The 21,991-nt window shown below is 70.7% G+C and carries 19 protein-coding genes; 7 read left to right on the forward strand and 12 right to left on the reverse strand.

The annotated features are described in order from the left end of the window. Positions 1-56: 56 nt before the first annotated feature. From carB to carA, 7 genes are all read right to left on the reverse strand, one after another. The gene (gene carB, locus DDZ18_RS09355) at positions 57-3,308 is read right to left on the reverse strand and encodes a carbamoyl-phosphate synthase large subunit (protein ID WP_109253134.1); all 3,252 of its coding nucleotides are present in this window, start codon (positions 3,306-3,308) and stop codon (positions 57-59) included. A gap of 137 nt (positions 3,309-3,445) precedes the next feature. Further along, entirely contained in the window at positions 3,446-3,985 is a 540-nt protein-coding gene (locus DDZ18_RS09360; RefSeq protein WP_146190649.1) for an HD domain-containing protein, read from the reverse strand. A gap of 98 nt (positions 3,986-4,083) precedes the next feature. Further along, positions 4,084-4,464 (reverse strand): hypothetical protein, encoded by a 381-nt coding sequence (locus DDZ18_RS09365; protein ID WP_109253136.1) that lies wholly within the window; start codon positions 4,462-4,464, stop codon positions 4,084-4,086. Between the two features lie 28 nt (positions 4,465-4,492). Further along, on the reverse strand, positions 4,493-6,046 hold the full coding sequence (locus DDZ18_RS09370) for a peptide ABC transporter substrate-binding protein (RefSeq protein WP_109253137.1): 1,554 nt from the start codon (positions 6,044-6,046) through the stop codon (positions 4,493-4,495). Beyond that, positions 6,043-6,453 carry an MAPEG family protein gene (locus DDZ18_RS09375; RefSeq protein WP_109253138.1) on the reverse strand — a complete coding sequence of 137 codons (411 nt, stop codon included), beginning with the start codon at positions 6,451-6,453 and terminating at the stop codon, positions 6,043-6,045. The genes DDZ18_RS09370 and DDZ18_RS09375 overlap by 4 nt, the downstream gene beginning before the upstream one ends. Positions 6,454-6,516: 63 nt before the next feature. Further along, complete coding sequence (locus DDZ18_RS09380; RefSeq protein ID WP_109253139.1) at positions 6,517-8,790, reverse strand: S8 family peptidase; 2,274 nt, start codon at positions 8,788-8,790, stop codon at positions 6,517-6,519. A gap of 82 nt (positions 8,791-8,872) precedes the next feature. Next, positions 8,873-10,105 carry a glutamine-hydrolyzing carbamoyl-phosphate synthase small subunit gene (carA, locus tag DDZ18_RS09385; protein ID WP_109253140.1) on the reverse strand — a complete coding sequence of 411 codons (1,233 nt, stop codon included), beginning with the start codon at positions 10,103-10,105 and terminating at the stop codon, positions 8,873-8,875. 189 nt (positions 10,106-10,294) lie between these two features. On the opposite strand from carA, the gene DDZ18_RS09390 reads away from it, so the two are divergent. From DDZ18_RS09390 to DDZ18_RS09410, 5 genes are all read left to right on the forward strand, one after another. After that, a complete protein-coding gene (locus DDZ18_RS09390; RefSeq protein ID WP_109253141.1) occupies positions 10,295-10,762 on the forward strand; it encodes a GatB/YqeY domain-containing protein in 468 nt (155 codons plus the stop codon). 105 nt (positions 10,763-10,867) lie between these two features. Beyond that, complete coding sequence (gene dnaG, locus DDZ18_RS09395; protein WP_109253142.1) at positions 10,868-12,688, forward strand: DNA primase; 1,821 nt, start codon at positions 10,868-10,870, stop codon at positions 12,686-12,688. Between the two features lie 50 nt (positions 12,689-12,738). Continuing rightward, positions 12,739-14,811 carry an RNA polymerase sigma factor RpoD gene (rpoD, locus tag DDZ18_RS09400; protein ID WP_109253143.1) on the forward strand — a complete coding sequence of 691 codons (2,073 nt, stop codon included), beginning with the start codon at positions 12,739-12,741 and terminating at the stop codon, positions 14,809-14,811. A 453-nt stretch (positions 14,812-15,264) separates the two neighbouring features. Continuing rightward, positions 15,265-15,726: a GNAT family N-acetyltransferase gene (locus DDZ18_RS09405; RefSeq protein WP_109253144.1), complete on the forward strand. Its 462-nt coding sequence runs from the start codon at positions 15,265-15,267 to the stop codon at positions 15,724-15,726. After that, on the forward strand, positions 15,723-16,148 hold the full coding sequence (locus DDZ18_RS09410) for a secondary thiamine-phosphate synthase enzyme YjbQ (protein WP_109253145.1): 426 nt from the start codon (positions 15,723-15,725) through the stop codon (positions 16,146-16,148). Before DDZ18_RS09405 ends, DDZ18_RS09410 begins: the two co-directional genes overlap by 4 nt. A gap of 86 nt (positions 16,149-16,234) precedes the next feature. Here the strand turns inward: DDZ18_RS09410 and DDZ18_RS09415 are convergent, their stop codons facing one another. Beyond that, positions 16,235-17,080: a hypothetical protein gene (locus tag DDZ18_RS09415; RefSeq protein WP_109253146.1), complete on the reverse strand. Its 846-nt coding sequence runs from the start codon at positions 17,078-17,080 to the stop codon at positions 16,235-16,237. Between the two features lie 68 nt (positions 17,081-17,148). Next, positions 17,149-18,126: a hypothetical protein gene (locus DDZ18_RS13760; RefSeq protein ID WP_146190650.1), complete on the reverse strand. Its 978-nt coding sequence runs from the start codon at positions 18,124-18,126 to the stop codon at positions 17,149-17,151. Positions 18,127-18,302: 176 nt separating this feature from the next. On the opposite strand from DDZ18_RS13760, the gene DDZ18_RS09425 reads away from it, so the two are divergent. Next, the gene (locus tag DDZ18_RS09425; protein ID WP_109253147.1) at positions 18,303-19,193 is read left to right on the forward strand and encodes a hypothetical protein; all 891 of its coding nucleotides are present in this window, start codon (positions 18,303-18,305) and stop codon (positions 19,191-19,193) included. Positions 19,194-19,275: 82 nt separating this feature from the next. Next, positions 19,276-19,566: an aspartate decarboxylase gene (locus DDZ18_RS09430; protein ID WP_109253148.1), complete on the forward strand. Its 291-nt coding sequence runs from the start codon at positions 19,276-19,278 to the stop codon at positions 19,564-19,566. A 116-nt stretch (positions 19,567-19,682) separates the two neighbouring features. On the opposite strand, the gene DDZ18_RS09435 is transcribed toward DDZ18_RS09430, so the two are convergent. The 3 genes from DDZ18_RS09435 to DDZ18_RS09445 all read right to left on the reverse strand — a co-directional run bounded on the left by DDZ18_RS09435 (position 19,683) and on the right by DDZ18_RS09445 (position 21,962). Beyond that, positions 19,683-20,108 (reverse strand): CBS domain-containing protein, encoded by a 426-nt coding sequence (locus tag DDZ18_RS09435; RefSeq protein ID WP_233245792.1) that lies wholly within the window; start codon positions 20,106-20,108, stop codon positions 19,683-19,685. Positions 20,109-20,190: 82 nt separating this feature from the next. Beyond that, positions 20,191-21,114 carry a M23 family metallopeptidase gene (locus tag DDZ18_RS09440; RefSeq protein ID WP_109253149.1) on the reverse strand — a complete coding sequence of 308 codons (924 nt, stop codon included), beginning with the start codon at positions 21,112-21,114 and terminating at the stop codon, positions 20,191-20,193. After that, on the reverse strand, positions 21,111-21,962 hold the full coding sequence (locus DDZ18_RS09445) for a hypothetical protein (protein ID WP_109253150.1): 852 nt from the start codon (positions 21,960-21,962) through the stop codon (positions 21,111-21,113). The genes DDZ18_RS09440 and DDZ18_RS09445 overlap by 4 nt, the downstream gene beginning before the upstream one ends. Positions 21,963-21,991: the final 29 nt, after the last annotated feature.

Raw genomic sequence — 21,991 nt, forward strand, 5'->3', positions numbered from 1 at the left:
GGATGTCAGTTCTCGCGTCGGACGAGCGTGAGATTAGGCCTGCGGAGATCGCGCCTTCAAGCGGAACCGTCACGATAGGATTGCAGCGAGCGGGGTTCAAGCTCGCCTGCGTCGATCGCCGCGATCGACTGGACGGCGGCCCGGCTCGCCGAGGCGGTGGTGTAGCAGGGCACCTTGAGCTCGAGCGCGGTGCGCCGGATCGAGTAGCTGTCGATCAGCGACTGGCGGCCCTCGGTGGTGTTGAACACGAGCTGGACCTCGCCGTTCTTGATCGCGTCGACGATGTGCGGGCGGCCCTCATACACCTTGTTGATGCGGCGCACCGCGACGCCGGCCTCGGCGAGCGTCTTGGCCGTGCCGCCGGTGGCGATCAGCTCGAAGCCGAGCTCGACCAGCTGGCGGCAGGGCTCGATCATGCCCGCCTTGTCGTTCTCCTTGAGCGAGACGAAGATCGTCCCCGTCCGGGGGAGCTGGACGCCGGCGCCGAGCTCGGCCTTGGCGAAAGCGCCCTCGAAGCGCGCGTCGATGCCCATCACCTCGCCGGTCGAGCGCATCTCCGGGCCGAGCACCGGGTCGACGCCGGGGAAGCGGGCGAACGGCATCACCGCCTCCTTGACCGCGACATGGCCGGGATCGGCGGGCTTGGTGTCGAAGTCGGTCAGCGGCGCGCCGGCCATCACCTTGGCGGCGATCTTGGCCACCGGCGCGCCGATCGCCTTGGCCACGAAGGGCACGGTGCGGCTGGCGCGCGGGTTGACCTCGATGACGTAGATCTCGCCGTCCTTGACCGCGTACTGGACGTTCATCAGCCCCTTCACGCCGATCGCCAGAGCCAGCGCCTCGGTCTCGCGCTTGAGCTCGGCGATGATGTCGTCCGACAGCGAATAGGGCGGGATCGCGCACGCCGAGTCGCCCGAGTGCACGCCGGCCTCCTCGATATGCTCCATGACGCCGGCGACCCAGACCCGTTCGCCGTCGCACACCGCGTCGACATCGACCTCGGAGGCGTCGGTGAGATAGCGGTCGATTAGCAGCGGCGCCTTGCCGGAGACGTGGACGGCCTCGCGGATATAGCGCTCGAAGCTCTCCTCGTCGCGGATGATCTCCATGGCCCGGCCGCCGAGCACGAAGGACGGGCGCAGCACCAGCGGGAAGCCGAGACGCTTGGCCGCCTCGGCGGCCTCGGCCTCGGACCGGGCGATGGCGTTGGGCGGCTGGCGCAGGCCGGTCTTGTCGAGCAGCGCCTTGAAGCGCTCGCGGTCCTCGGCCATGTCGATCGCGTCGGGCGCGGTGCCCAGGATCGGCACGCCGGCGGCCTCGAGATCGGCGGCCAGCTTGAGCGGCGTCTGGCCGCCGTACTGGACGACCACGCCCAGAAGCTCGCCGTTGGCCTTCTCCGTCTCGATCAGCTCGAGCACGTCCTCGGCGGTCAGCGGCTCGAAATAGAGCCGGTCGGCGGTGTCGTAATCCGTCGAGACCGTCTCGGGATTGCAGTTCACCATGATGGACTCCACGCCCATCTCCTCGAAGGCGAACGCGGCGTGGCAGCAGCAATAGTCGAACTCGATGCCCTGGCCGATGCGGTTCGGCCCGCCGCCCAGGATGATCGCCTTCTTGCGGTCGGTCGGCTCGCTCTCGCATGCGCCGGTCTCGTAGCTCGAATACATGTAGGGCGTGACGGATTCGAACTCGGCCGCGCAGGTGTCGACGCGCTTGAAGACGGGCCGCACGCCGAGCGCGCGGCGGGCGGCGCGGACATCGTCCTCGGTCTTCTTCGTCAGGTGCGCCAGGCGCGCATCCGAGAACCCCATCGCCTTGAGGTCGCGGAAGCCATCGGCGTCGCCGGGCAGGCCGAGCGTGGCGACCTCCTCCTCGGCGATCACGATCTCCTCGATCTGGCGCAGGAACCAGGGCTCGTAATCGCTCACCGCGTGGAGATCCTCGAGCGCGACGCCCTCGCGGAAGGCCTGGGCGATGACGCGCAGCCGGTCCGGCGTGGGCCGCGCCAGCGCGGCGAGCACGGCCTCGCGGCGCGCCTCCGGCGTGTCGGCGGCGTCGAGGCCGGTGATCTCGATCTCGTCGAACCCCGACAGCCCGGTCTCGAGGCTTCTGAGCGCCTTCTGGACGCTCTCGGCGAAGGTGCGCCCGATCGCCATCGCCTCGCCGACCGACTTCATCGAGGTGGTCAGCAGGTTCTGCGCGCCCGGATACTTCTCGAAGGCGAAGCGCGGCATCTTGGTGACGACGTAGTCGATCGTCGGCTCGAAGCTCGCCGGGGTCTTGCCGCCGGTGATCTCGTTGTCGATCTCGTCGAGCGTGTAGCCGACGGCGAGCTTGGCGGCGACCTTGGCGATGGGAAAGCCGGTCGCCTTGGAGGCCAGCGCCGACGACCGCGACACGCGCGGGTTCATCTCGATGACGACCATGCGCCCGTCGTCGGGATTGACCGCGAACTGGACGTTGGAGCCGCCGGTCTCCACCCCGATCTCGCGCAGCACCTGCAGCGAGGCGGTGCGCATGCGCTGATATTCCTTGTCGGTGAGGGTGAGGGCGGGAGCGACGGTCACCGAGTCGCCGGTGTGCACGCCCATCGGGTCGATGTTCTCGATCGAGCAGATGATGATGCAGTTGTCCGCCTTGTCGCGGACGACCTCCATCTCGTACTCCTTCCAGCCGAGCACGCTCTCCTCGATGAGCACCTCCTCGACCGGCGAGGCGGCCAGGCCGTGCTCGACGATCTCGCGGAACTCCTCGACATTGTAGGCGATGCCCCCGCCGGTGCCGCCCAGCGTGAAGGAGGGCCGGATCACCGCGGGCAGCCCCAGCTCCTCCATCACCGTCTCGGCCTCGACGAGCGAGTTGACCGTGCGCGAGCGCGGGCTCTCCAGCCCGATCTTGTCCATCGCCGAGCGGAAGCGCTCGCGGTTTTCGGCCTTGTCGATGACGTCGGCGCGCGCGCCGATCATCTCCACGCCGAACAGCTCGAGCACGCCGCGGCGGTCGAGTTCGAGCGCGCAGTTGAGCGCGGTCTGTCCGCCCATCGTGGGCAGGAGCGCGTCGGGGCGCTCCTTCTCGATCACCTTGGCGACCATCTCGGGCGTGATCGGCTCGACATAGGTGGCGTCGGCCAGCCCCGGATCGGTCATGATCGTCGCCGGGTTGGAGTTCACCAGGATGATCCGGTAGCCCTCCTCCTTCAGCGCCTTGACCGCCTGGACGCCCGAATAGTCGAACTCGCAGGCCTGGCCGATGATGATGGGCCCGGCGCCGATGATCAGGATGGACTGGATGTCGGTCCGCTTGGGCATGGGCTCACCACCGTGACGTTGTCGCGCGCGCAGGCCCGGCCGTCCCTCCGCAGGACGCGGACGGCGGGGCGCGGCTCGATTGAATGCTGAGCCGGGGTGTTAGCGCGGATTCGCGGGCTTGGCGAGGGGGGAGGTGATCAGAGTCTCTCCAGTTCCCGCCGGAGGTTTTCGCGCGCCTGATCGCCGAGCCTGTTCTCGTAGGTATCCGTCAGGAAAATCCGTTCGCGGGCGAGGGCGCGCTCGATGAAGCCCTTCCGGGCCGGTCGGAAAAGCCAGGGCGGCGCCCACCAGTACTCGAGCCGCACCTGGCGCACGTATCTGTCGTAGCGCTCCGGCGGCGCCCCGAGGATGGAGAAATCCATGTCCAGAAAGAGATCGTCGTCTGCATCCGCGCCGCCGCCCGCATGATCGGCGGTCGCCCGGATCAGGGCGTTGACGCGATCTGCGAAGCCGTCGGAGGCTCCCATGCTCCGCAACGCGCTTGCGGCCCATCGCGCGCTGCGCGCCTCGTTGTCCTTGCGCCAGGTCACGTAGACCGCGTCATGAAACCAGGCGGCGAAGCGCAAGCGGGCGATGTCCGAGATCAGGTTCGCATTCCGGTCGATCTCGCCGAGCAGATAAGCGATGTGGCCGCGATCGTGATAGCGCCGTCCCAAACCGCCATAGGCGCCGATCACGGCGCGGCCGATGCGTTCGCGGGGATCGGTCAATCCGGCGTCGGCGACATGATCGCGCCACTGCGCCTGCAGCGCAGCCGGGCTTGAGCGCGACCCGCTCACGCGCCGCCTCCGCTTCGCTCGAACGCCTTCTTCAGCCAGGCCTGGCCGAAATCCTTGGCGTGGCGGATCTCCGGGTAGCGCGCGACGAGCCGCTCGCTCAGATCGAGGAAGGCCGTTTCGCTCGGAAACGAGATCCAGGTGCCCGCCACCGGCGTCGTCGCCACCACCACGCGTTCGCCGCCGATCTCGGCGAAGGCCAGCGCGACCTCCATGACGATCTCGCGCGGCGCCCGGGGCTTTTGGCCGAAGGTGTCCGCCAGCCAGTCGGCGAACCCGTCGAGATCGACCGAAGCCTCCGCCCGGCCGCGCAGCGCCTCGCGCAGATACTGCCAGGCGGCGGCGTAGAGCAGGTCGCGGATCGAGGGCGTGCGATTCATGGGCTCAGTGTGCCGCGGCGGAGCGGCCTCACGCCAGCGCCAGGTCGCGCCACAGCATCGGCTGGACGCCCGGCTCGAGGCCGGCGACCCGGTCGGAGACCATCCAGAAGGCGCGCTCGTGGATGAGCGGGATATAGGCCTGCTCGGCGAGCAGGATGGCCTCGGCCTCGCGGTAGAGTTCGGCGCGCGCCGCGCCGTCGATCTCGGCGCGGGCGGCGTCCATCAGGCCGCCGAAGCGTTCGAATTCCGGTCCCGCCCAGCCGCCGTCATGGGCGAAGCCGTCGGGGGCGAAGGGCTGCATCATGAAGTTGGGGTCGGATTTCAGCCCGCGGTCGAAGCGCGACAGCGCGAGGTCGAAATCCCCGCCGTCGACGGCCTGGTAGAGATCGACCGGGTAGGTCGCGAGAATGTCGGCGGCGACGCCGGCCCGCTGCAGGTCGTCGACGATCGCGACCGCCAGCCGGGAGCGTTCGCCCGAGGTCGCGCGCAACGTGACCTCCAGCGGGTTGTCGGCCCCGAAACCGGCCTGTTCCAGCAGGGCGCGGGCCGCATCGGGATCGGCGGGCGGGGCGGGCGCCTCGGCGGGGATCACCGTCGCGGCCGGATCGCAGGCGCCGTTGAAGAACTCGGCGTTGAGGAAGGCCCGGTCGATCGCCAGCGACAGCGCGCGGCGCACGCGCGGATCGTCGAGCCCCGGCCGGCGGTGATTGATCTTGAGATAGGTCAGGATCGGCGCGCGGAAGGCCATCAGCTGCTCGCCGATGCGCTCGCGCAGGAAGCCGATCTGGTCGGGCGGCGGCCGGTCGGCGAGGTCGAGATCGCCGGCGCGGAACATGCGCGCCCGCGTCGCGGCGTCCTCGACCACCTCGACGCGAATGCGCTCGATGGAGACGCTGGCGCCGGCGTGAAAGCGCGGGTTGCGGACGAGATCGTAGGACAGCGGCCCGGTCGCGGCGAGCGCGTAGGGCCCGGCCGAGACCCAGTTCTCCGCGCGGGTCCAGCGTTCCGGGTTGGCCTCAACGACATGACGCGGCAGGGGATAGAATTCGCGCATCAGCACCGGGAACAGGCCGACCGGCTGGTCGAGGCGGAACACCACGGTGCGCGCGTCCGGCGCCTCGACGCCGATGGACTCGGGGGCGGCGTCGCCGGCCAGCGCGGCGCGGGCGTTCTCGACGGCGAAGAAGTCGCCGAGATCGGCGAAGCCCGTCGTCGGATCGACGGCGCGCCGGGCGGTCCACACCACGTCCTCGGCGGTGAGCGGCGTTCCGTCGGACCAGTGAAGATCGCGCGCCAGCCGGAAGGTCCAGGTTCGGCCGTCCTCGGAGCGCCACGAGGTGGCCAGTCCCGGCGCCAGCCCGCCGCTCGGCGCGTACTCCGTGAGCGGGGCGTGGAGCTGCTTGTACATCAGCGCCGCGGAGGCGAACTGGCCCTTGAGGGGATCGAGGCTGTCGGGCTGGGAATCGAGCGCGACGCGCAACAGCCCGTCGGGGGCGGGCGCGGAGCGCGAACACGCCGCGAGCGCGCCGGCCGCGGTCAGGCCGAGCGCGCCGCGGCGGGTGAGGCCCGGTCGTCGTCTCACATCCAGCCGAGCAGGCGGAAGGCCAGCGCGAGCTGGCAGACCCAGCCGGCCAGGAAGGCCAGCGTGCGCACCACCGGCAGGCCGAGGACGTGGAACAGGTAGTGGGCCAGCCGCGCGAAGAAGTAGACGGCGGCCGCGCCCGCCGTCAGTCCGTCCCCGACGCCCAGCGCATGGACGGTGATCGCCAGCGGGGCGAACACCACCAGGTTCTCCACGGCGTTGTAGTGGGCGCGCTTGGCGCGCTGGGCCCATTTCGCCTCATGGGGATGCAGGCCCTCGGCGTCCATCAGCGCGCCGACGGGCCCCATCTGGGCCATGAGCTGCAGGATGTAGGGGACCCACAGAAGCGCGGTGAGCAGGGTGACGAGAACGAGCCAGAAGAGTTCGGGCGAGTCCTGAACAGGCATGATCGTACTCCTTCCCGACGGTCAGGATCGCCGGATTCGCGCCCGGCGGGAAGGAGGATGCGATCACCAGCGCGTCTTGAAGCCCGCCCAGACGAGCGCCTCGTCGTCGGCGCCGGCGATGTGGCCCGGGTCGCGGGTGAAGCGCGCAGCGAGCGAGGCGCTCACCCGGTCGCCGATGTCGAAGCGATAGGCGGTCTCGAGCGAGATCTCGCGGCCCGACGGCGACAGCGACGCCTCCCGGCGCTGGAACACGGTCCGTCCGCGCTCGTTGACGACGACGGGAACGTCCAGCGCCACCGCGCCGGTCTCCACGCGCAGCGGCTGGGCCAGCGTGAAGCCGAGCCGGCCCGGTCCCAGCGCGCGGTCGGCGCCCAGGCTCCAGGCGCTCGCGATCACGTCCTCGTCGAGGCTGACGCCGGCGGGGACGGCCAGCTCGGCGCGGACCTGCTCCAGACGCGCCGCGCCGGTCCAGCCCAGCGGCAGCGCGCCGGACCACAGCGCGGCCACGAAATCGCTCTCGGCGTCGTCGCGCCCGCCGAAGCGCGCGGCGAACGGACCGCCGAGCGCCCGGCCGGCCTCCTCGCTGCGGCCGAACTCGACCCCCAGCGTCTGCCCGCCGGCCGTCCACGTCGCGGCCGCGGCGGAGAACGCGCCGGCCTCGCCGTCGGAGGCGCGCACGGCGAAGGCGAACCGCTCGCCGTCATAGCGGGCCGCGGCCCACTCGCGGCCGGCGGCGAGCCCGGCCGCGGCGCCGGCGAACATGGTCTCCGAGAGCACAGATGCGCCCGCCCCCGGCGCCGGAGGCGGCGCGGAGAAGCCGCGTCCGGCCTGGGCGGTGAAGTCGCCCGCGGAGAAGCGGAAAGCGAGATCGGCCTCCTCGCGATAGGTCTCCTCGGGCAGGTTCGCGAGCGCGTAATGGGGCGTCGGGGCGGCGCGCAGCGTGACCTCGGCGGGTCCGGCGCGGGTGATCGCGGTGCGCCTGAGCGCGGACTCCGCGGCGGTCTCCATCGCGGACAGCGCGCTCGCGCCGGCAATGTCGGGCGTGTCGGGGTCGATCTGGAACGGCCGGTCGTACCCGTCGCGCAGCACCGCGCCGTCGAGCAGGCCGGACGCCCAGATCCAGTCGCCGGCCGCGCCCGACGGCGCGGCGAGCACGCTTTCGACGAGCACTTCCTCGCCGGCGACGGACACGGTGGAGGTTCCCGTCGGCTGGAACGCCGCGGCGAGATCGATCAGGCCCGAGCCGTAGGTCGCGTCGGGGCCGGTCGGGCCGAGATCGACCGCGGTGTCGATGAGGATCTGCAGCGCCTCGGCGCCGGTGAGATCGGGGAAAGCCTGGATCAGCAGCGCCAGCGCGCCGGCGACGTGGGGCGCGGCGATCGAGGTGCCCGAGATCAGCACGTATTCCTCGAGATCCGTCGTGTCGGGATCGTCGCGATAGGTCGTCAGGATCCGCTCGCCCGGCGCGACGAGATAGAAGTCCTCCGCGCCCTGGGCGCGGTTGGAGAAGGTCGAGATCGTGTTCGACGAATCCACCGATCCGACCGCCACGGCGTAACCGTCGGCGCCGAGATCGTTGACGAAGTTCGCCGGGAAGCCGGGGGAGGGGTCGCCCTGGGATTCGCCCTCGTCGGCGTTGCCCGCCGCGATGACCAGGAAGACGCCGGCGTCGGCGGCCCGGCGCATCGCCGCGAAGGTCAGCGAGGTGTCGTCATTGATCTCGCCGTCGCGGCCGAGCGAGAGATTGATCACCTGCGCGCCGTTCGCCACGGCGTAGTCGATCGCGTTGGCGGTCGCCGCATCGGAGAAGCTGCAGCCGTCGCCGCCGTCGGATTCGCAGCTGTCGACCCCATCGGTGCGGAGCGCCAGAAGGGTGCTTTCAAACGCGACGCCGTGCATCTGCACGTCGTCCTTCGCCGCGCCGATGACGCCGGCCACGGCCGTGCCGTGGCCGTCCGAGTCGTCCGCGCCGCGGTTGGACACGATGTCCCGGCTCGCCGCGGCGATGCGCGAGTCGAATTCCGGATGGTCGAGATCGATGCCGGTGTCGACGACGGCGACGGTGACGCTCGCGCCGGTGCCGCCTTCGGCGTAGGCCGACGAGGCGTTGATCTGGGCCAGCCCCGTGTCGCCGCCGACGCCGAAATACTCCGCCGTCTCGAAGTCGGAGGGATCGCCCGACGGCGGCGGGGGAGGCGGAGGCGGCGGAGGTGGTGGAGGCGGCGGCGGGGGCGTCACGACGGCCCCGCCGCCGCCGCCGCTGCCGCCGCTGCAGCCCGCAGCGGCCAGCGCGGCGCCCGTGAACACCGCGGTGAGCAGCGCCCTTCGCAGCTTCATCGTCGCTTACCCCTCGTCGCGCCCGAAAACCCCGGCATTGAAGGGTAGAGCAAACTTCGACGGGGTAAACAGGCCCGCGCGGTCAGTTGGCCGCGGCCCGCCGCTTCGCCAGATCGGCGACGAATCTGTCGAACACGCCGAAGCTGTCCTGGGGTCCCGGGCTGGCCTCGGGGTGATGCTGGACGGAGAACACCGGCCGGTCGGTCAGGCGGAAGCCGCAATTGCTGCCGTCGAACAGCGAGACATGCGTCTCGACGGCGTCGGCGGGCAGGGTGTCGCGATCGACCGCGAAGCCGTGATTCATCGACACGATCTCGACCTGGCCGGTCTCGCGATTCTTCACCGGGTGGTTCGCCCCGTGATGGCCCTGGGCCATCTTCACGGTCTTCGCGCCCAGCGCCAGCGCGATCATCTGATGGCCGAGGCAGATGCCCAGCGTCGGGACGCCGGCCTCGATCACGCCGCGGATCGTCTCCAGCGCGTATTCGCCGGTGGCGGCGGGATCGCCGGGACCGTTGGAGACGACGACGCCGTCGGGCTTCATCGCCAGCACGTCGGCCGCGCTCGTCGAGCCCGGCGCGACCCGCACGCGCGCCCCGGCGGCGACCAGCCGGCGCAGGATGTTCGCCTTCACGCCGTAGTCGAGCACCACGACGAGGGGGCCGTCGGCCCGACCCTCGGCGTAACCCTCGGGCCAGTTCCAGCCGTCGACCGCCCAGTCGCCGGCCTCGGCGCGGCTGACGGCGCGGGCGAGCTCCGCGCCTTCCATCGCCGGCGCCGCGCCCGCCAGCTCGGCGAGCCGGTCGGCGTCGAGCCCGCCGTCGCGGGAATGCGCGATCGCCACGATCGGCATGCCTTTCTCGCGGATGCGCCGGGTGAGCGCGCGGGTGTCGACGCCGGTCACCGCGATGATCCCGCGCGCGGCGAGCCATTCGGCGAAGCTCTGCTCGGCGCGCCAGTTCGCCGGCGGGGTGATCGTCGCGCGCGAGACCATGCCGACCGCGGCGCGCCGGGCGGGCTCGCTGGAGGCTTCCTCGTCCTCGGCGTTGGCCCCGACATTGCCGATATGGGGGAAGGTGAAGCACACGACCTGGCCGGCGTAGGAGGGATCGGTGAGGATTTCCTGGTGGCCGGTCATCGCCGTGTTGAAGCACAGCTCGCCGGTGGCGACGCCCGTGGCCCCGGCGCCGTCGCCGTAGACGACCGTGCCGTCGGCGAACACGATCGCCCCGGTGGCGTGCGCCGCGCGCGCGGCGCCGTCCCCCTCATGCGACTGCGACCGCACGCGGGGTTGATTCTCTGCAGCTTCCGGCATACCTGCTCGCTCCCTGACGCTGCGCGCACGCACGCGACGGCGCTTCAGCGCATGGCCCGACTCTTGCGGGCGACCGCGCGGAACCTAGGCAAGCCGCGATGCGCGGTCAAGCAAGGCTCGGTGATAATAACGTCAGGCGAAACAAGGACTTGCGCGCAGCTCGCTGCGGCGGTCCGGGATTGGATCGGGATGTCTCTCCGCGACAGCATTCAGGACGACCTCAATGAGGCGATGAAGGCCCGCGACCAGGTGCGCGTCTCGACGCTCCGCCTGATCCAGGCCGCCATCAAGGATCGCGACATCTCCGCGCGTTCCGAGGACCGCTGCGAGGGCTGCGCCGACCAGGAGATCATGGCGCTGCTGCAGAAGCTCGTGAAGCAGCGCGAGGAGAGCGCCGAGACCTATGAAAAGGCCGGCCGGCTCGATCTCGCCGAGCGCGAGCGCGCCGAGGCCGAGATCGTGCGCGAATACCTGCCCCGCCCGATGGCCGATCGCGAGATCGCCGACGCCGCCCGCGAGGTCGTCGACGAGCTCGACGCCTCCGGCCTGAAGGACATGGGCAAGTGCATGGGCGCGCTCAAGGAGCGCTACGCCGGCCGGATGGACTTCTCCAAGGCCGGCCAGGAAGTCAAAACCCTGCTCCAGGGCCAGACCTGATCCGCATTGATCCGCCTCCGGCGGCTTGAGGGCGTAGCGGAGCCGCCGCGTGCGGCGTATCGTGCGCGCTGCTCAACCGCGTTCGCAGGGTCCCCACCGCCCGAGATGGCTCTTCCCGACGGCTTCATCGACGAGATCAAGGCGCGCGTCCGCCCGTCCGACCTGATCGGGCGGACGGTGGCGCTCAAGCGCCAGGGCCGCGAGTTCGTCGGGCTGTCGCCGTTCAAGAAGGAGCGCACGCCCTCGTTTTTCGTCAATGACGAGAAGGGCTTCTATCACTGCTTCGCCTCGCAGAAGCACGGCGACGTCTTCACCTGGCTGCAGGAGACCCAGGGGCTGAGCTTCATGGAGGCCGTCGAGACGCTCGCCCGCGAGGCCGGTCTCGACATGCCCAAGCCCGACCCCGAGGCGGCCCGCCGCGAGGAGGTCCGCAAGGGGCTGGTCGAGTGGATGGAGGCCGCCCACGGCTTCTTCCGCCGCCAGCTCGCCGGCTCGGCCGGCGCCGAGGCGCGCGCCTATCTCGAGCGCCGCGGGCTCGGACGCGCCGAGCAGGAGCGCTTCGGACTGGGCTATGCGCCCGAAAGCCGCCGCGCGCTCAGGGACTTCCTGCAGGCCGAGGGCGCGAAGCCCGACGAGCTGGTCGAGGCCGGGCTCGTCATCAAGCCCGACGACGGCGGCGAGAGCTATGACCGCTTCCGCGACCGGGTGATGTTCCCCATCCACGACGCGCGCGGCCGGCTGGTCGCCTTCGGCGGCCGGGCGCTGTCGAAGGAGGCCCGGGCGAAATATCTCAACTCGCCGGAGACGCCGCTCTTTCACAAGGGCGCGACCCTCTACCGCTATCCCGAGGCGCGCCGCGCCGCCGCCGATCCCAAGCTGAAGGCGCGCGGGCTGATCGTGGCCGAGGGCTACATGGACGTCATCGCCTTCGCGCGCGCCGGCCTCGACCACGCCGTCGCGCCGCTGGGCACCGCGCTCACCGAGGACCAGCTGCGCCTGCTGTGGCGGGCCGGCGGCGAGCCGGTCGTCTGCCTCGACGGCGACGAGGCTGGCCGCCGCGCCGCGGCGCTGGCCGCCGAACGCGCCCTGCCGCTGCTCGAGGCCGGCCGCACGCTGCGCTTCGTCTTCCTGCCCGACGGCCAGGACCCCGACGACCTCCTGCGCGACGCCGGAGCCCAGGCGCTGCACGAGGCGGTCGCCGGGGCGCGGCCGCTGATCGACGTGCTGTGGGAGCGCGAGCACGCCGTCGAGCCGCTCGACGATCCCGACCGGCGCGCGGGCTTCCGCCGCCGGCTGCGCGCGCTGGTCGCCAAGGTCGGCGATCCGGACGTGCGCGAGGAATACCGCGCCGAGATCGACCGGCGCCTGGCCGCCGAGTTCGGGTCCGGCTTGCGAGGACGCGGCGCGGGGCCTCGCGGCCGCGGCCGCTTCGGCCCGCCGCCGGGACCGTCGAGCGAACTCAAGCGCTCGCGCACCGCGCCGCGGGCGCCGGCGAGCGCGCGCCAGCTGCTTTTCGCCGCCGTGGAATGGCCCGAGATCGCCGAATCCGAGGCCGAGACTCTGGCCGAGCTGGCCTGCGGGCCGCTTGACAGTTTTCGTGACGCTGTTCTAGACGCCGTGTCTTCTGGGGAGTCTGTGACCGGCGGCGGACTGGCGTCGGCGCTCTCGAGGGAAGGATTCACGTCCGTGTTGCGCGCTCTGGAGGTCGAACGGCCGATGGCGCGCGCTGCGCTGGGCGGGGAGGAGGCTGCGCTCGAGCAGCGCCTGGAGGCTTGGCGCGCGCTCGCCAGTTCTTATATGGAGCAGACCGAAGAGGGATCCCGCCAGGCCGAGGAACGCGCGCGTCAGGAACACGTTCTCGAAGGCGGCGATTCCGACGCGTTGAAGGAATTCCTGGCGGCGGTGCGCCGGGGTCGCAAAAGATAGACGCGTCCCGCGCCGCGGATGCACGAGAGCTCGAGGAACCGGAACCAGGCATGACGAAAACCGCGACGGAGACGGCCGAAGCGACGCCGGAATCCCAGGACGGACCGCTGCTCGACCTGACCGACCAGTCGGTCAAGGCGATGATCAAGACCGCCAAGAAGCGCGGTTTCGTCACTCATGACGAACTCAACAAGGTCCTGCCTTCCGAGGAGTTCAGCTCCGAGCAGATCGAGGACATCCTCGCCCAGCTCTCCGAGATGGGCATCACCGTCGTCGACAACGAGGAGGACGTCGAGGAGGCCAACCAGGACTCCGCGGCCGTCGACGAGGAGGAATCCGACTCCAAGGCCGTCGCGACCAAGAAGTCCAGCGAGGTCGCCGCGGGTCAGAACACCGGCTCGGCGCAGGACCGCACCGACGATCCCGTGCGCATGTATCTGCGCGAGATGGGTTCGGTGGAGCTGCTGTCGCGCGAGGGCGAGATCGCCATCGCCAAGCGCATCGAGGCCGGCCGCAACGCCATGATCCGCGGGCTGTGCGAGAGCCCGCTGACCTTCGAGGCGATCATGGTCTGGCGCGACGAGCTGCAGTCGGGCCAGGTGCTGCTGCGCGACATCATCGATCTCGACGCGACCTTCGGCGGCGTCCGCGAGGACCATTCCGCGACCGGTGCGCCGGACTCCCAGCACCGCCAGGCGAAAGCCGCCGAGCCCGAAAAGACCGACGGCGCGCCCAAGCCCGACGGCGAGGACAAGGCCGACGGCGAGGACAAGGCCGAGACCGCCCAGGGCTCCGAGGAGACCGAGGCCGAGGGCGAGGAATCCTCCGACGACGAGGATGACGACGACGACGGTGGGAACATGTCGCTGGCGGCCATGGAGGCCGAGCTGCGCGACGGCGTCATGGAGACGCTCGACGCGATCGCCGAGGATTTCGACTCCTTCCGCAAGCTCCAGGACAAGCTCGTCAACCAGCGCCTCGCCGGCAAGGACCTGACGAAGAAGGAGCGCGAGACCTACGACGCCGCCGTCGAGCGCATCGTCGCCCACCTCAACTCGCTGCATCTCAACAACGCCCGCATCGAGGCGCTGGTCGAGCAGCTCGACGCGATCAACAAGCGCCTGGTCGGTCTCGAGGGCAAGCTGCTCAGGATGGCCGACGCCCACGGCGTGCCGCGCATCCAGTTCCTTGAGGCCTATCACGGCCGCGAGCTCGACCCGAACTGGCTCGACTCGGTCAAGGACAAGTCCAAGGCCTGGAAGAAGTTCGCCGACCGCGAGGCCGAGGAGGCCGAAGCGATCCGCGAGCAGATCGCCTCGCTGGCCACCGAATCCGGCGTGCCGATCGACGATTTCCGCCGCATCGTCTCCACCGTCCAGAAGGGCGCGCGCGAGGCCCGCGTGGCCAAGAAGGAGATGGTCGAGGCCAATCTGCGCCTGGTGATCTCGATCGCGAAGAAATACACCAATCGCGGGCTGCAGTTCCTGGACCTTATCCAGGAAGGCAATATCGGCCTGATGAAGGCGGTCGACAAGTTCGAGTACCGCCGCGGCTACAAGTTCTCGACCTACGCGACCTGGTGGATTCGCCAGGCCATTACGCGCTCGATCGCCGACCAGGCCCGCACCATCCGCATCCCGGTCCACATGATCGAGACGATCAACAAGATCGTGCGGACCAGCCGCCAGATGCTCCACGAGATCGGCCGCGAGCCGACCCCGGAGGAGCTCGCCGAGAAGCTCTCCATGCCGCTGGAGAAGGTCCGCAAGGTGATGAAGATCGCCAAGGAGCCGATCAGCCTGGAGACGCCGATCGGCGACGAGGAGGACTCCCATCTCGGCGACTTCATCGAGGACAAGAACGCCGTGCTGCCGATCGACGCGGCGATCCACTCCAACCTGCGCGAGACGACGACGCTGGTGCTCGCCAGCCTGACCCCGCGCGAGGAGCGCGTGCTGCGCATGCGCTTCGGCATCGGCATGAACACCGACCACACGCTGGAGGAGGTCGGCCAGCAGTTCTCGGTGACCCGCGAACGCATCCGCCAGATCGAGGCCAAGGCGCTCCGCAAGCTCAAGCACCCGAGCCGGAGCCGGAAGCTCAGGAGCTTCCTGGACAGCTAGGCTGTCGCAGACGCCCGGCGCCCCGAGGGCGCCCGGTCAGCCGGATTTGTTACGAGTTACGGAGAACCCCGGCCCCCGCGCCGGGGTTTTTCGTTGGGGGGGGCAGGCCCGATCGCGCGGGCGTCTCGCCAATCTTGTCATCCCGGCCGGCCCTCAGGCCGAGCCGGGACCTGCCGGACTCGCGAACCGACGTCATTGCGCGCCGCGTCTCTCCACGGCTCTTTCCCGGCGCAAGCCGGGACCCAGGAGAGGGGCGGGCGCGGTGTAGCGACTCCCGGGCCCCGACTTTCGTCGGGGAAGAGCCACATATCTTTCTTGAGCGCCTCCGCCTTCGTCATTTCCGACCGCGCTTCGCGCGTCGGGGATGACGAGGGAGAGGCGGAGCGAGACGCCTCCCGCCTTCCTTCGCCCGTTCCGCCGACGCATACTCCGCGCAAACACTGGAGAGCCCCCATGTCAGACACCGACATCAATGTCCGCGCCGCCCGGCCGAAGGACGCCGCGGCGATCGCGCGGCTTTCGAAGGAACTCAACGAGGTCGTGGGCGACTCCACCGAGCACTGCACGCCGGAGAACATCAAATCGACGCTGTTCGGCCAGGACGCGAGTTTCCACGTCCTCGTCGCCGAGCGCGTCGAGGACGGCGAGCCGATCGGCTACGCGGTCTGGCACGCCTATTACGACAGCGGCCATGGCGGCGCCGGGGCCTGGCTCGCCGAGGTCTGCGTGGGCAAGGCCGGCCGCGGCGAGGGCGCCGGTCGGGCCCTGTTCGAGGCCGTCGTCGAGGACGTCCGCGAGAGCCCGGCGACCTTCCTGATGTGGACGAGCTCCGAGCACGAAGCCGCGATCGGCCTCTACGAGAGCACGGGAGGACACTCCAAGTCGGTGCGCCGCTGGGAGATCAACGGGCTTTGACGGCGCAGGCCCGCATCCGGGTGCAGACATCCGGCCCCGGCCTCTACGAGTTCACCGCCGAGGCGGCCGATTTCGTGCGCGCGGCGGCCGCCGGCGAGGCGCTCCTGGTCTGCTTCGCGCGCCACACCTCGTGCTCGCTCGTGATCCAGGAGAACGCCGATCCGGACGTGAAGCGCGATCTCGACGAGTTCTTCGCCCGGCTCGTCCCCGACGCCGACGATACGTCAATGGGCTGGCTGAGGCACGTCACCGAGGGCCCCGACGACATGCCCGCCCACATCAAGGCCGCGCTGACGGCGAGCTCGCTGTCGGTCCCGGTCGCAGACGGCCGCATGCTGCTGGGGACCTGGCAGGGGCTCTACCTGTTCGAGCACCGTACGGGCGCGCAGTCCCGCGAGATCGTGCTGCACCTGGCGCAATAGGAAAGACGCGCGGACGGTCTCCCGTCCGCGCGTCTTCGGCGTCCCCGGCGGGCGCGCCGGAACGCGCCCGAGCCTGCCCGGAACGCCTAGTCCGGCCGCGTCGCGCGGCGGACGGGCCGGGCCCGCGCCGGGGGATCGGTCCGCGCCGGGGGCTCGGCGTCGGACCCGCGGGTCGAGACGACCTCGCGGGCGCGGTCGGGGACGGGGGTGGTCACCGCGCCGGGCGTGCCCACGATGGTGGGCACGTCGGCGATGTCGGCGTCGCCCTGGTAGAAGACCCGGATCGGCATGTCGAACTGGCGCAGGCCGGCGTACTCGCCGTGGATGCTGTTGCTGTCATAGCGGCACCAGCCCGCGGCGCTGAGCGTGACGGTCGTCTCGAAGACGGCGTCCTCGCGCAGGAAATCGGCCTCCGTCCCGGAATTGTTCTCGACGAACGTCTCCAGATGGTTCTCGACCAGCGCGACCGGGTTGAAGAACAGCGTGACGGCCTGGTCCGGATCCCAGTCGTGCGGGAGGTCGAGCACGAACTCGAGATCGAAGTTCTCGAGCGCGTCCTCGCCCTCGAAGTACTGCATCTCCGAGTTGTCCCAGATCCCCAGCGGGAACGGATCGGCGCCGCCCTCGCTGACAGCGACCGTGGTTTCGCCGACCAGCAGCTGGGCGCGCTGGGCCCAGTTCGAAGCGTAGTCGTAGCTGTTGCACCAGACCTGGCCCGTCATCGCGATCATTGGATCATCGGACACCATCCGGAGATCGCGGTCGGCGGGATCGGTGCTGGCCGCGACATTGCGCACCGTCACCTGGACCTGGGGGACCGGCGAGGTGACGATGATGTCGTGGACGCGGCTCGACAGGTCGGTCGTTCCCTCCGCGAGCGCGGCGGGCGCGAGCGCCGCAGCGGCGGCGCAGGAGAAAAGCAGGCGTTTCATGGCGTGGCTCCCTTGAGCACGGGGGCGAGGCCCGCCCGTCGCCGGGCGGGCCCCGTCCTGGTCAGGCGTTAGCGGCGTGAGGAGTCCGGACGGCTCGCAGCCCCGCGGACCTTCTGCACGGCCGGCAGGATGAGGCCGGCTTCCCCGTCGGTCGCGCGAGCGTCGATCTCGTCGGGCTCGATGCCCGCGAGCGGCTCGGGACGGCCGTCGAAGCGGCTGTCGATCTCGTCGGGCTCCAGGCCCGCGCGCGGCCGGGGACGGTCGTCGAAACGGCTGTCGATCTCGTCGGGCTCGACGCCCGCGTTCGGCACGCCGTCATTGTTGGTGTCGCCGACCGCGACGCGGACCTGCTTGGCCGCGTCCTTCGACTTGCCGCCGTCCGAGCGGTCGTCGCTCATGCGCGCGTCGATCTCGTCGGGCTCGATGCCGGCAAGCGGTTCGGAACGGCCGTCGAAGCGAGCGTCGATCTCGTCGGGCTCGAGGCCGGCGGTCCCGGCGCCGTGGGCGTCGAACACGCGCACATGAGCGCCGCCGCTGGCCGCGGCGCCGACGCCGTCGCCGGGAATGTCGTCGATGCGGCAGAAGGACTTGCCGCACTGGCCGGCGAGCGCCTCGTCGTCGCCCGACTGCGCGGTCTCGATGGTCGAGGCCGTCGCGCGCTGCATCTTCGGTCCGGCGCTGGAAGTGTTTTTCCGCGGGGCGGCCGCCTCCGGCGCGTTGAGGTTGATCCAGTCACAATGCGCGTTGGACGGGCAGGCGTTCGCGGCGGCCGCCGGCGCGTCGATCTCGTCGGGCTCGACGCCGGCGTCGGCGTTGGACTGCCTGCGCGGGGCGACGGCCTGGACGGCGGGCAGCAGCAGCGCGGCGGCCTCGGCCTCTTCCTCGTCCGCGCCGAGGGCGCGGGCGGCGAAGCGGGCGAGCGCGCTGCCGCGGGGTTCTTCCCGCTCGACCCGGCGGTCGTCGCGGTTCTGCTGGGCCTCGACGGGCGCCAGCGCGGTCAGGGCGAGCGCGCTGGCGAGCCCGATGGTGGTGGGGAGGGTCTTCATCTCTGTTTCTCCGTTGCTGTTCCGGCCGACTTCATGCCGGCGCTCTCAACGGAGCGGCTTTTGATCGAAACCGGCGCGTGCGGCGAGATGCATCGGCGACCGCCGGCGCGCGCACCGGGTTGCACGACGGTTGAACAAAAGTTGCAGATCGATGCACGCAGGCGCATACTGCATGCATGAAGATCGACCGCCTGTCCGACAAGCTGGCGCTGGTGCTCAAGGCGCTCGTGATGAGCCGCACGGGGCTGGCCGCCGCGCTCAATGTCGACAAGTCGCTGGTCGGGCGCTGGGTGTCGGGGGCGGTCCATCCCTCCGAGCACAACCTGGCGCTTCTCACCCGCTTCATCGCCGAGCGGATCGAGGGTTTCACCCTGGTCGACTGGGAGCGCGACCCGGCGAGCTTCGCCGAGCTGCTGGGCGTGGAGCCGCCGGCGGAGGCGAAGGCCTCCGGCGTGCCCGGCGACTGGCTGCCCGAGAGCATCTACGAGGAATCGGTCCTCAACACGCGCCAGCGCGGTTCGGCCTATGAAGGCTTCTGGAAGTCGACGCGCGCCTCGCACGACCTGCCCGGCCGCTTCGTCCACGACATCTCGATGATCGAGTGCCGCGGTCGATCGCGGCTGCATTTCCGCGCCGGGGTCGAGGGCGTGCGCTACGAGGGGCGCTGCCTTTTGCTCGGCCACCAGATCTTCGCCAGCGCCGCCGACGCCGATCACGGCTCGATGTTCTTCGCCCTGTTCAACGGCGTGGCGCGCCAGCGCGCCGAGGTGCTCGACGGCATGTCGATGACGACGCTGCGCGACGCCGGCGCCTCGCCGGCCTGCTCGGTGGTGGTGATGGAGCGCATCGGCGATCTCACCGACGACGCCGAGGCCGACCGCGCCCGCTTCGAGGCCGAGGTCGCCGCGCTCGCCCCGCTCGCGCCCGAAGGCGCGGTGCCCGACGAGCTTGCGGCCCACCTCACCGAAGCGCCCTTTGACGGCGCGCCCGGCGTCATGCGCCTGCTCTACGGCCGCTCGATGGCGCGCGGGGCGAGCGTGGAGGCGCTCGTCGGCCGGGCCTACTGACGGCGCGATCCCGGCGACAAGCCGCCGTCCGCGAGTCTAACGTCGGCGTCGACGCTTGCTGATTCTCTCCGAGGAGACCGCCATGGCCGACGCCCCCCTGGGCTCGAAGCTCAACCCCTCGCAATTCGACTGCCTGCCCGACCTCGCCGAGGACGAGCCCTATTTCGTGATCCGGGCTCACGACCCGCTCTCCAACGCGCTGGTCGAACTGCACGCCTATATCGGCGCGGGCCAGTCCGGCGCGGCGCACAACAAGCTCGCCGAGATCATGGAGCTCACGCGCGAAAAGCCGCCGCGGCCCTCGGGCAGCCCGAAATATCGCGAGACGTTCGCGATCTCCGCGGCGATGGAGCGCTGGCGCGAGGACGAATAGGCGCGCGGCGTGGTCGGAACGCCGCGCGCGACGGATCGCCGGAGGCGCGGAGCGCGGCGCGAGGTCGGGGGGATGGCGCGATCGCGCCCGCGCGCTCCGGCCGCTGAGCGCCGGCCCTAGTGCTGCGCCGGCTGCTCGCGGATATGGGCGAGCGCTTCGCCGGCCGTCGCGGCGTGGCCCGCCGACAGGTCGGCCAGGGTGACGACGCCCTTCAGCCGCTTGGCCTTGTCGACGACCGGCATGCGCCGCACGCCGGTCTCCTCCATGTTGGCGATGACCTCCGCGCTCTCGGCGTCCTCGTAGGCGTAGAGCACCGTGTCGGTCATCACATCGCCGACGGTCGCCTCGCCGGTCTTGCCCTCGGCGACGCCGCGCACGGCGATGTCGCGGTCGGTGATCATCCCGATCAGCTTATCGCCGTCATTGACGGGCAGCGCGCCCGCGTCGACGCGGCGCATCAGGCGCGCGGCGTCCTGCAGGGTCGTGTCCCGCCTCACCATGCTCACCTCGTCGGCGGGCGTCATGTGGTCTTTCACGGCCATGGGGACCTCCCTTGCTGCGTTGCGGCTTCACCCGACCAACGCAGAGGGCCCCGGTCGCCGTTTCAAGGCGGAGCGCCGAGCCTCAGCCGTCTTCGAGCAGGCGCTGGTAGCTGTCGACCAGCGAGGCGTAGGGCGGCACGGGCGTGAACACGGCCTCTCCGTCGACCATCACCGACTGGCGGATCTCGAAGTGCAGGTGGTAGGTCGTCGGGGTGCCGCCGAAATAGTTCGACACGATCCCGATGCGATCGCCCTGTTCGACCCGGTCGCCCGGCGCGACCCAGAGCGTCCACGGATCGAGGTGCAGGTAGTAGTACTGCGTCCCGTCGTCGGCGAGCAGCTTGACGATATGGCCCGACACCGAGGTGATGTCGCCGTCTTCGACCGCCACGGCGAAGAAGTCGTCCTCGTCGTCGGGCGTCGTCGGCGGGCAGGCCGGCGGGCGGACGTCCTGGCCCTGGTGGCCGGTTCCGCTGGGGCACATCGGCGTCTCGTAGCCGCGCGTCTCGCAATAGTTGTCGCGCCAGGGATATTCGTAGTTCTCGGCGTCGCACTGCCAGCCGCCGCCGCCCTGGCTGCCGCCGGGCATGTAGACCTGCGAGTTGGCGTAGGCCGCGGGCAGCTCGATCGGGAAGCGGATGTTCTCGGCGTAGATGGTGTCGTCGGCGCGGCCGGTCCCCGATCCGGGGATCAGGTCGCCAGCGGGCAGATAGCTGAATTCGTCGCCCCAGTGATCGGTCGGGGTTTCGGGTTCAGGTTCCGGCTCGGGTTCCGGCTCGGGGTCGGGTTCCGGCTCGGGCTCCGGTTCGGGTTCGGGCTCCGGCTCAGGCTCCGGTTCAGGTTCAGGTTCAGGCTCCGGCTCGGGCTCAGGCTCGGGCTCCGGTTCCGGCGCGGGTTCGCTTTCCTCCGGCGGCGCGGAGGCGCAGCCGGACGGGCCGAGGCCGAGCACGGCGAGCGCCCCGGCCCCGAGCAGGGCCGCGAGCAGCAGGTTGCGCGCCGAACTCATTGCGGCGTCCCCTGCGGTCCGGGCGCGCCGCCGCCGATCGCCAGGCGGCGGTAGATCGACCGCGCCGTCTCGGGATCGCGGCAGGCCGCGTTGTTCTCCGGATCCTCGCACATGACCTGGATCGAGTAGGCCGCCCCGTAACGGGTGAAGCTCAGCTCGACGCCGAAGCGGGTGCGCGTGACCGTCACGCCGTCTGCGTCGCGCGCCGAGAGGATTCGCCGCACCAGGCGGGCGTCGCCCTCGGGCACGTTGATGATGCGCGAACCGGTCGTCTCGATGGCGAGATCGCCGACATGCATGCTGGCGGCGTAGACATGGTCGCGCGGGAAGACGAGCATGCCCGAGACGCCGCCTTGATCCACGCTCGCGGTGCGCGCATCCGCCACCCGCGGAACCAGCATCGGCAGCCGCGGGCGCTGCAGCTCCTCGGGATCGATATTGACCATTTCCGGCGTCGGCGGGCGCTGTATGGCGGCCGCTGTCGTGAGTTCGGCGCTGTCGCGCTCCATCTGGGCGGACAGATCGTACCGGGCCTGGTCCCAGTTGATGGGCGCCAGCAGCCGGCCGTCGGCGTCGCGCTCGGGCGCGGCGGGCTGCTCGTCCTCGGTCTCCATTTCCTGCAGACGCTCCAGGATCGCCTGGTCCAGAACCATCCGGTCGCGGATCTGTCCCTCGATCGCATCGACCGCCTGGAAATCCACGCGATCGAGCTGCATCTGGAACGCCGCGTCCTCGACCGGCTGATCGGCGGTCGTCGCGTCCTGCGCCGCCGCGCCGGCCGCCGCCAGCGCCAGCAGGGCCGGAGCGGCGGCCGCGGCCCGGGCCCAGCTCTTCAAGCGATGCGCCATGAGCTCGTCTCCCTTGTTGCGTCCGGCGG

This window comes from Marinicauda salina, from assembly GCF_003122085.1.
Classification (GTDB): Bacteria; Pseudomonadota; Alphaproteobacteria; order Caulobacterales; family Maricaulaceae; genus Maricicauda_A; species Maricicauda_A salina.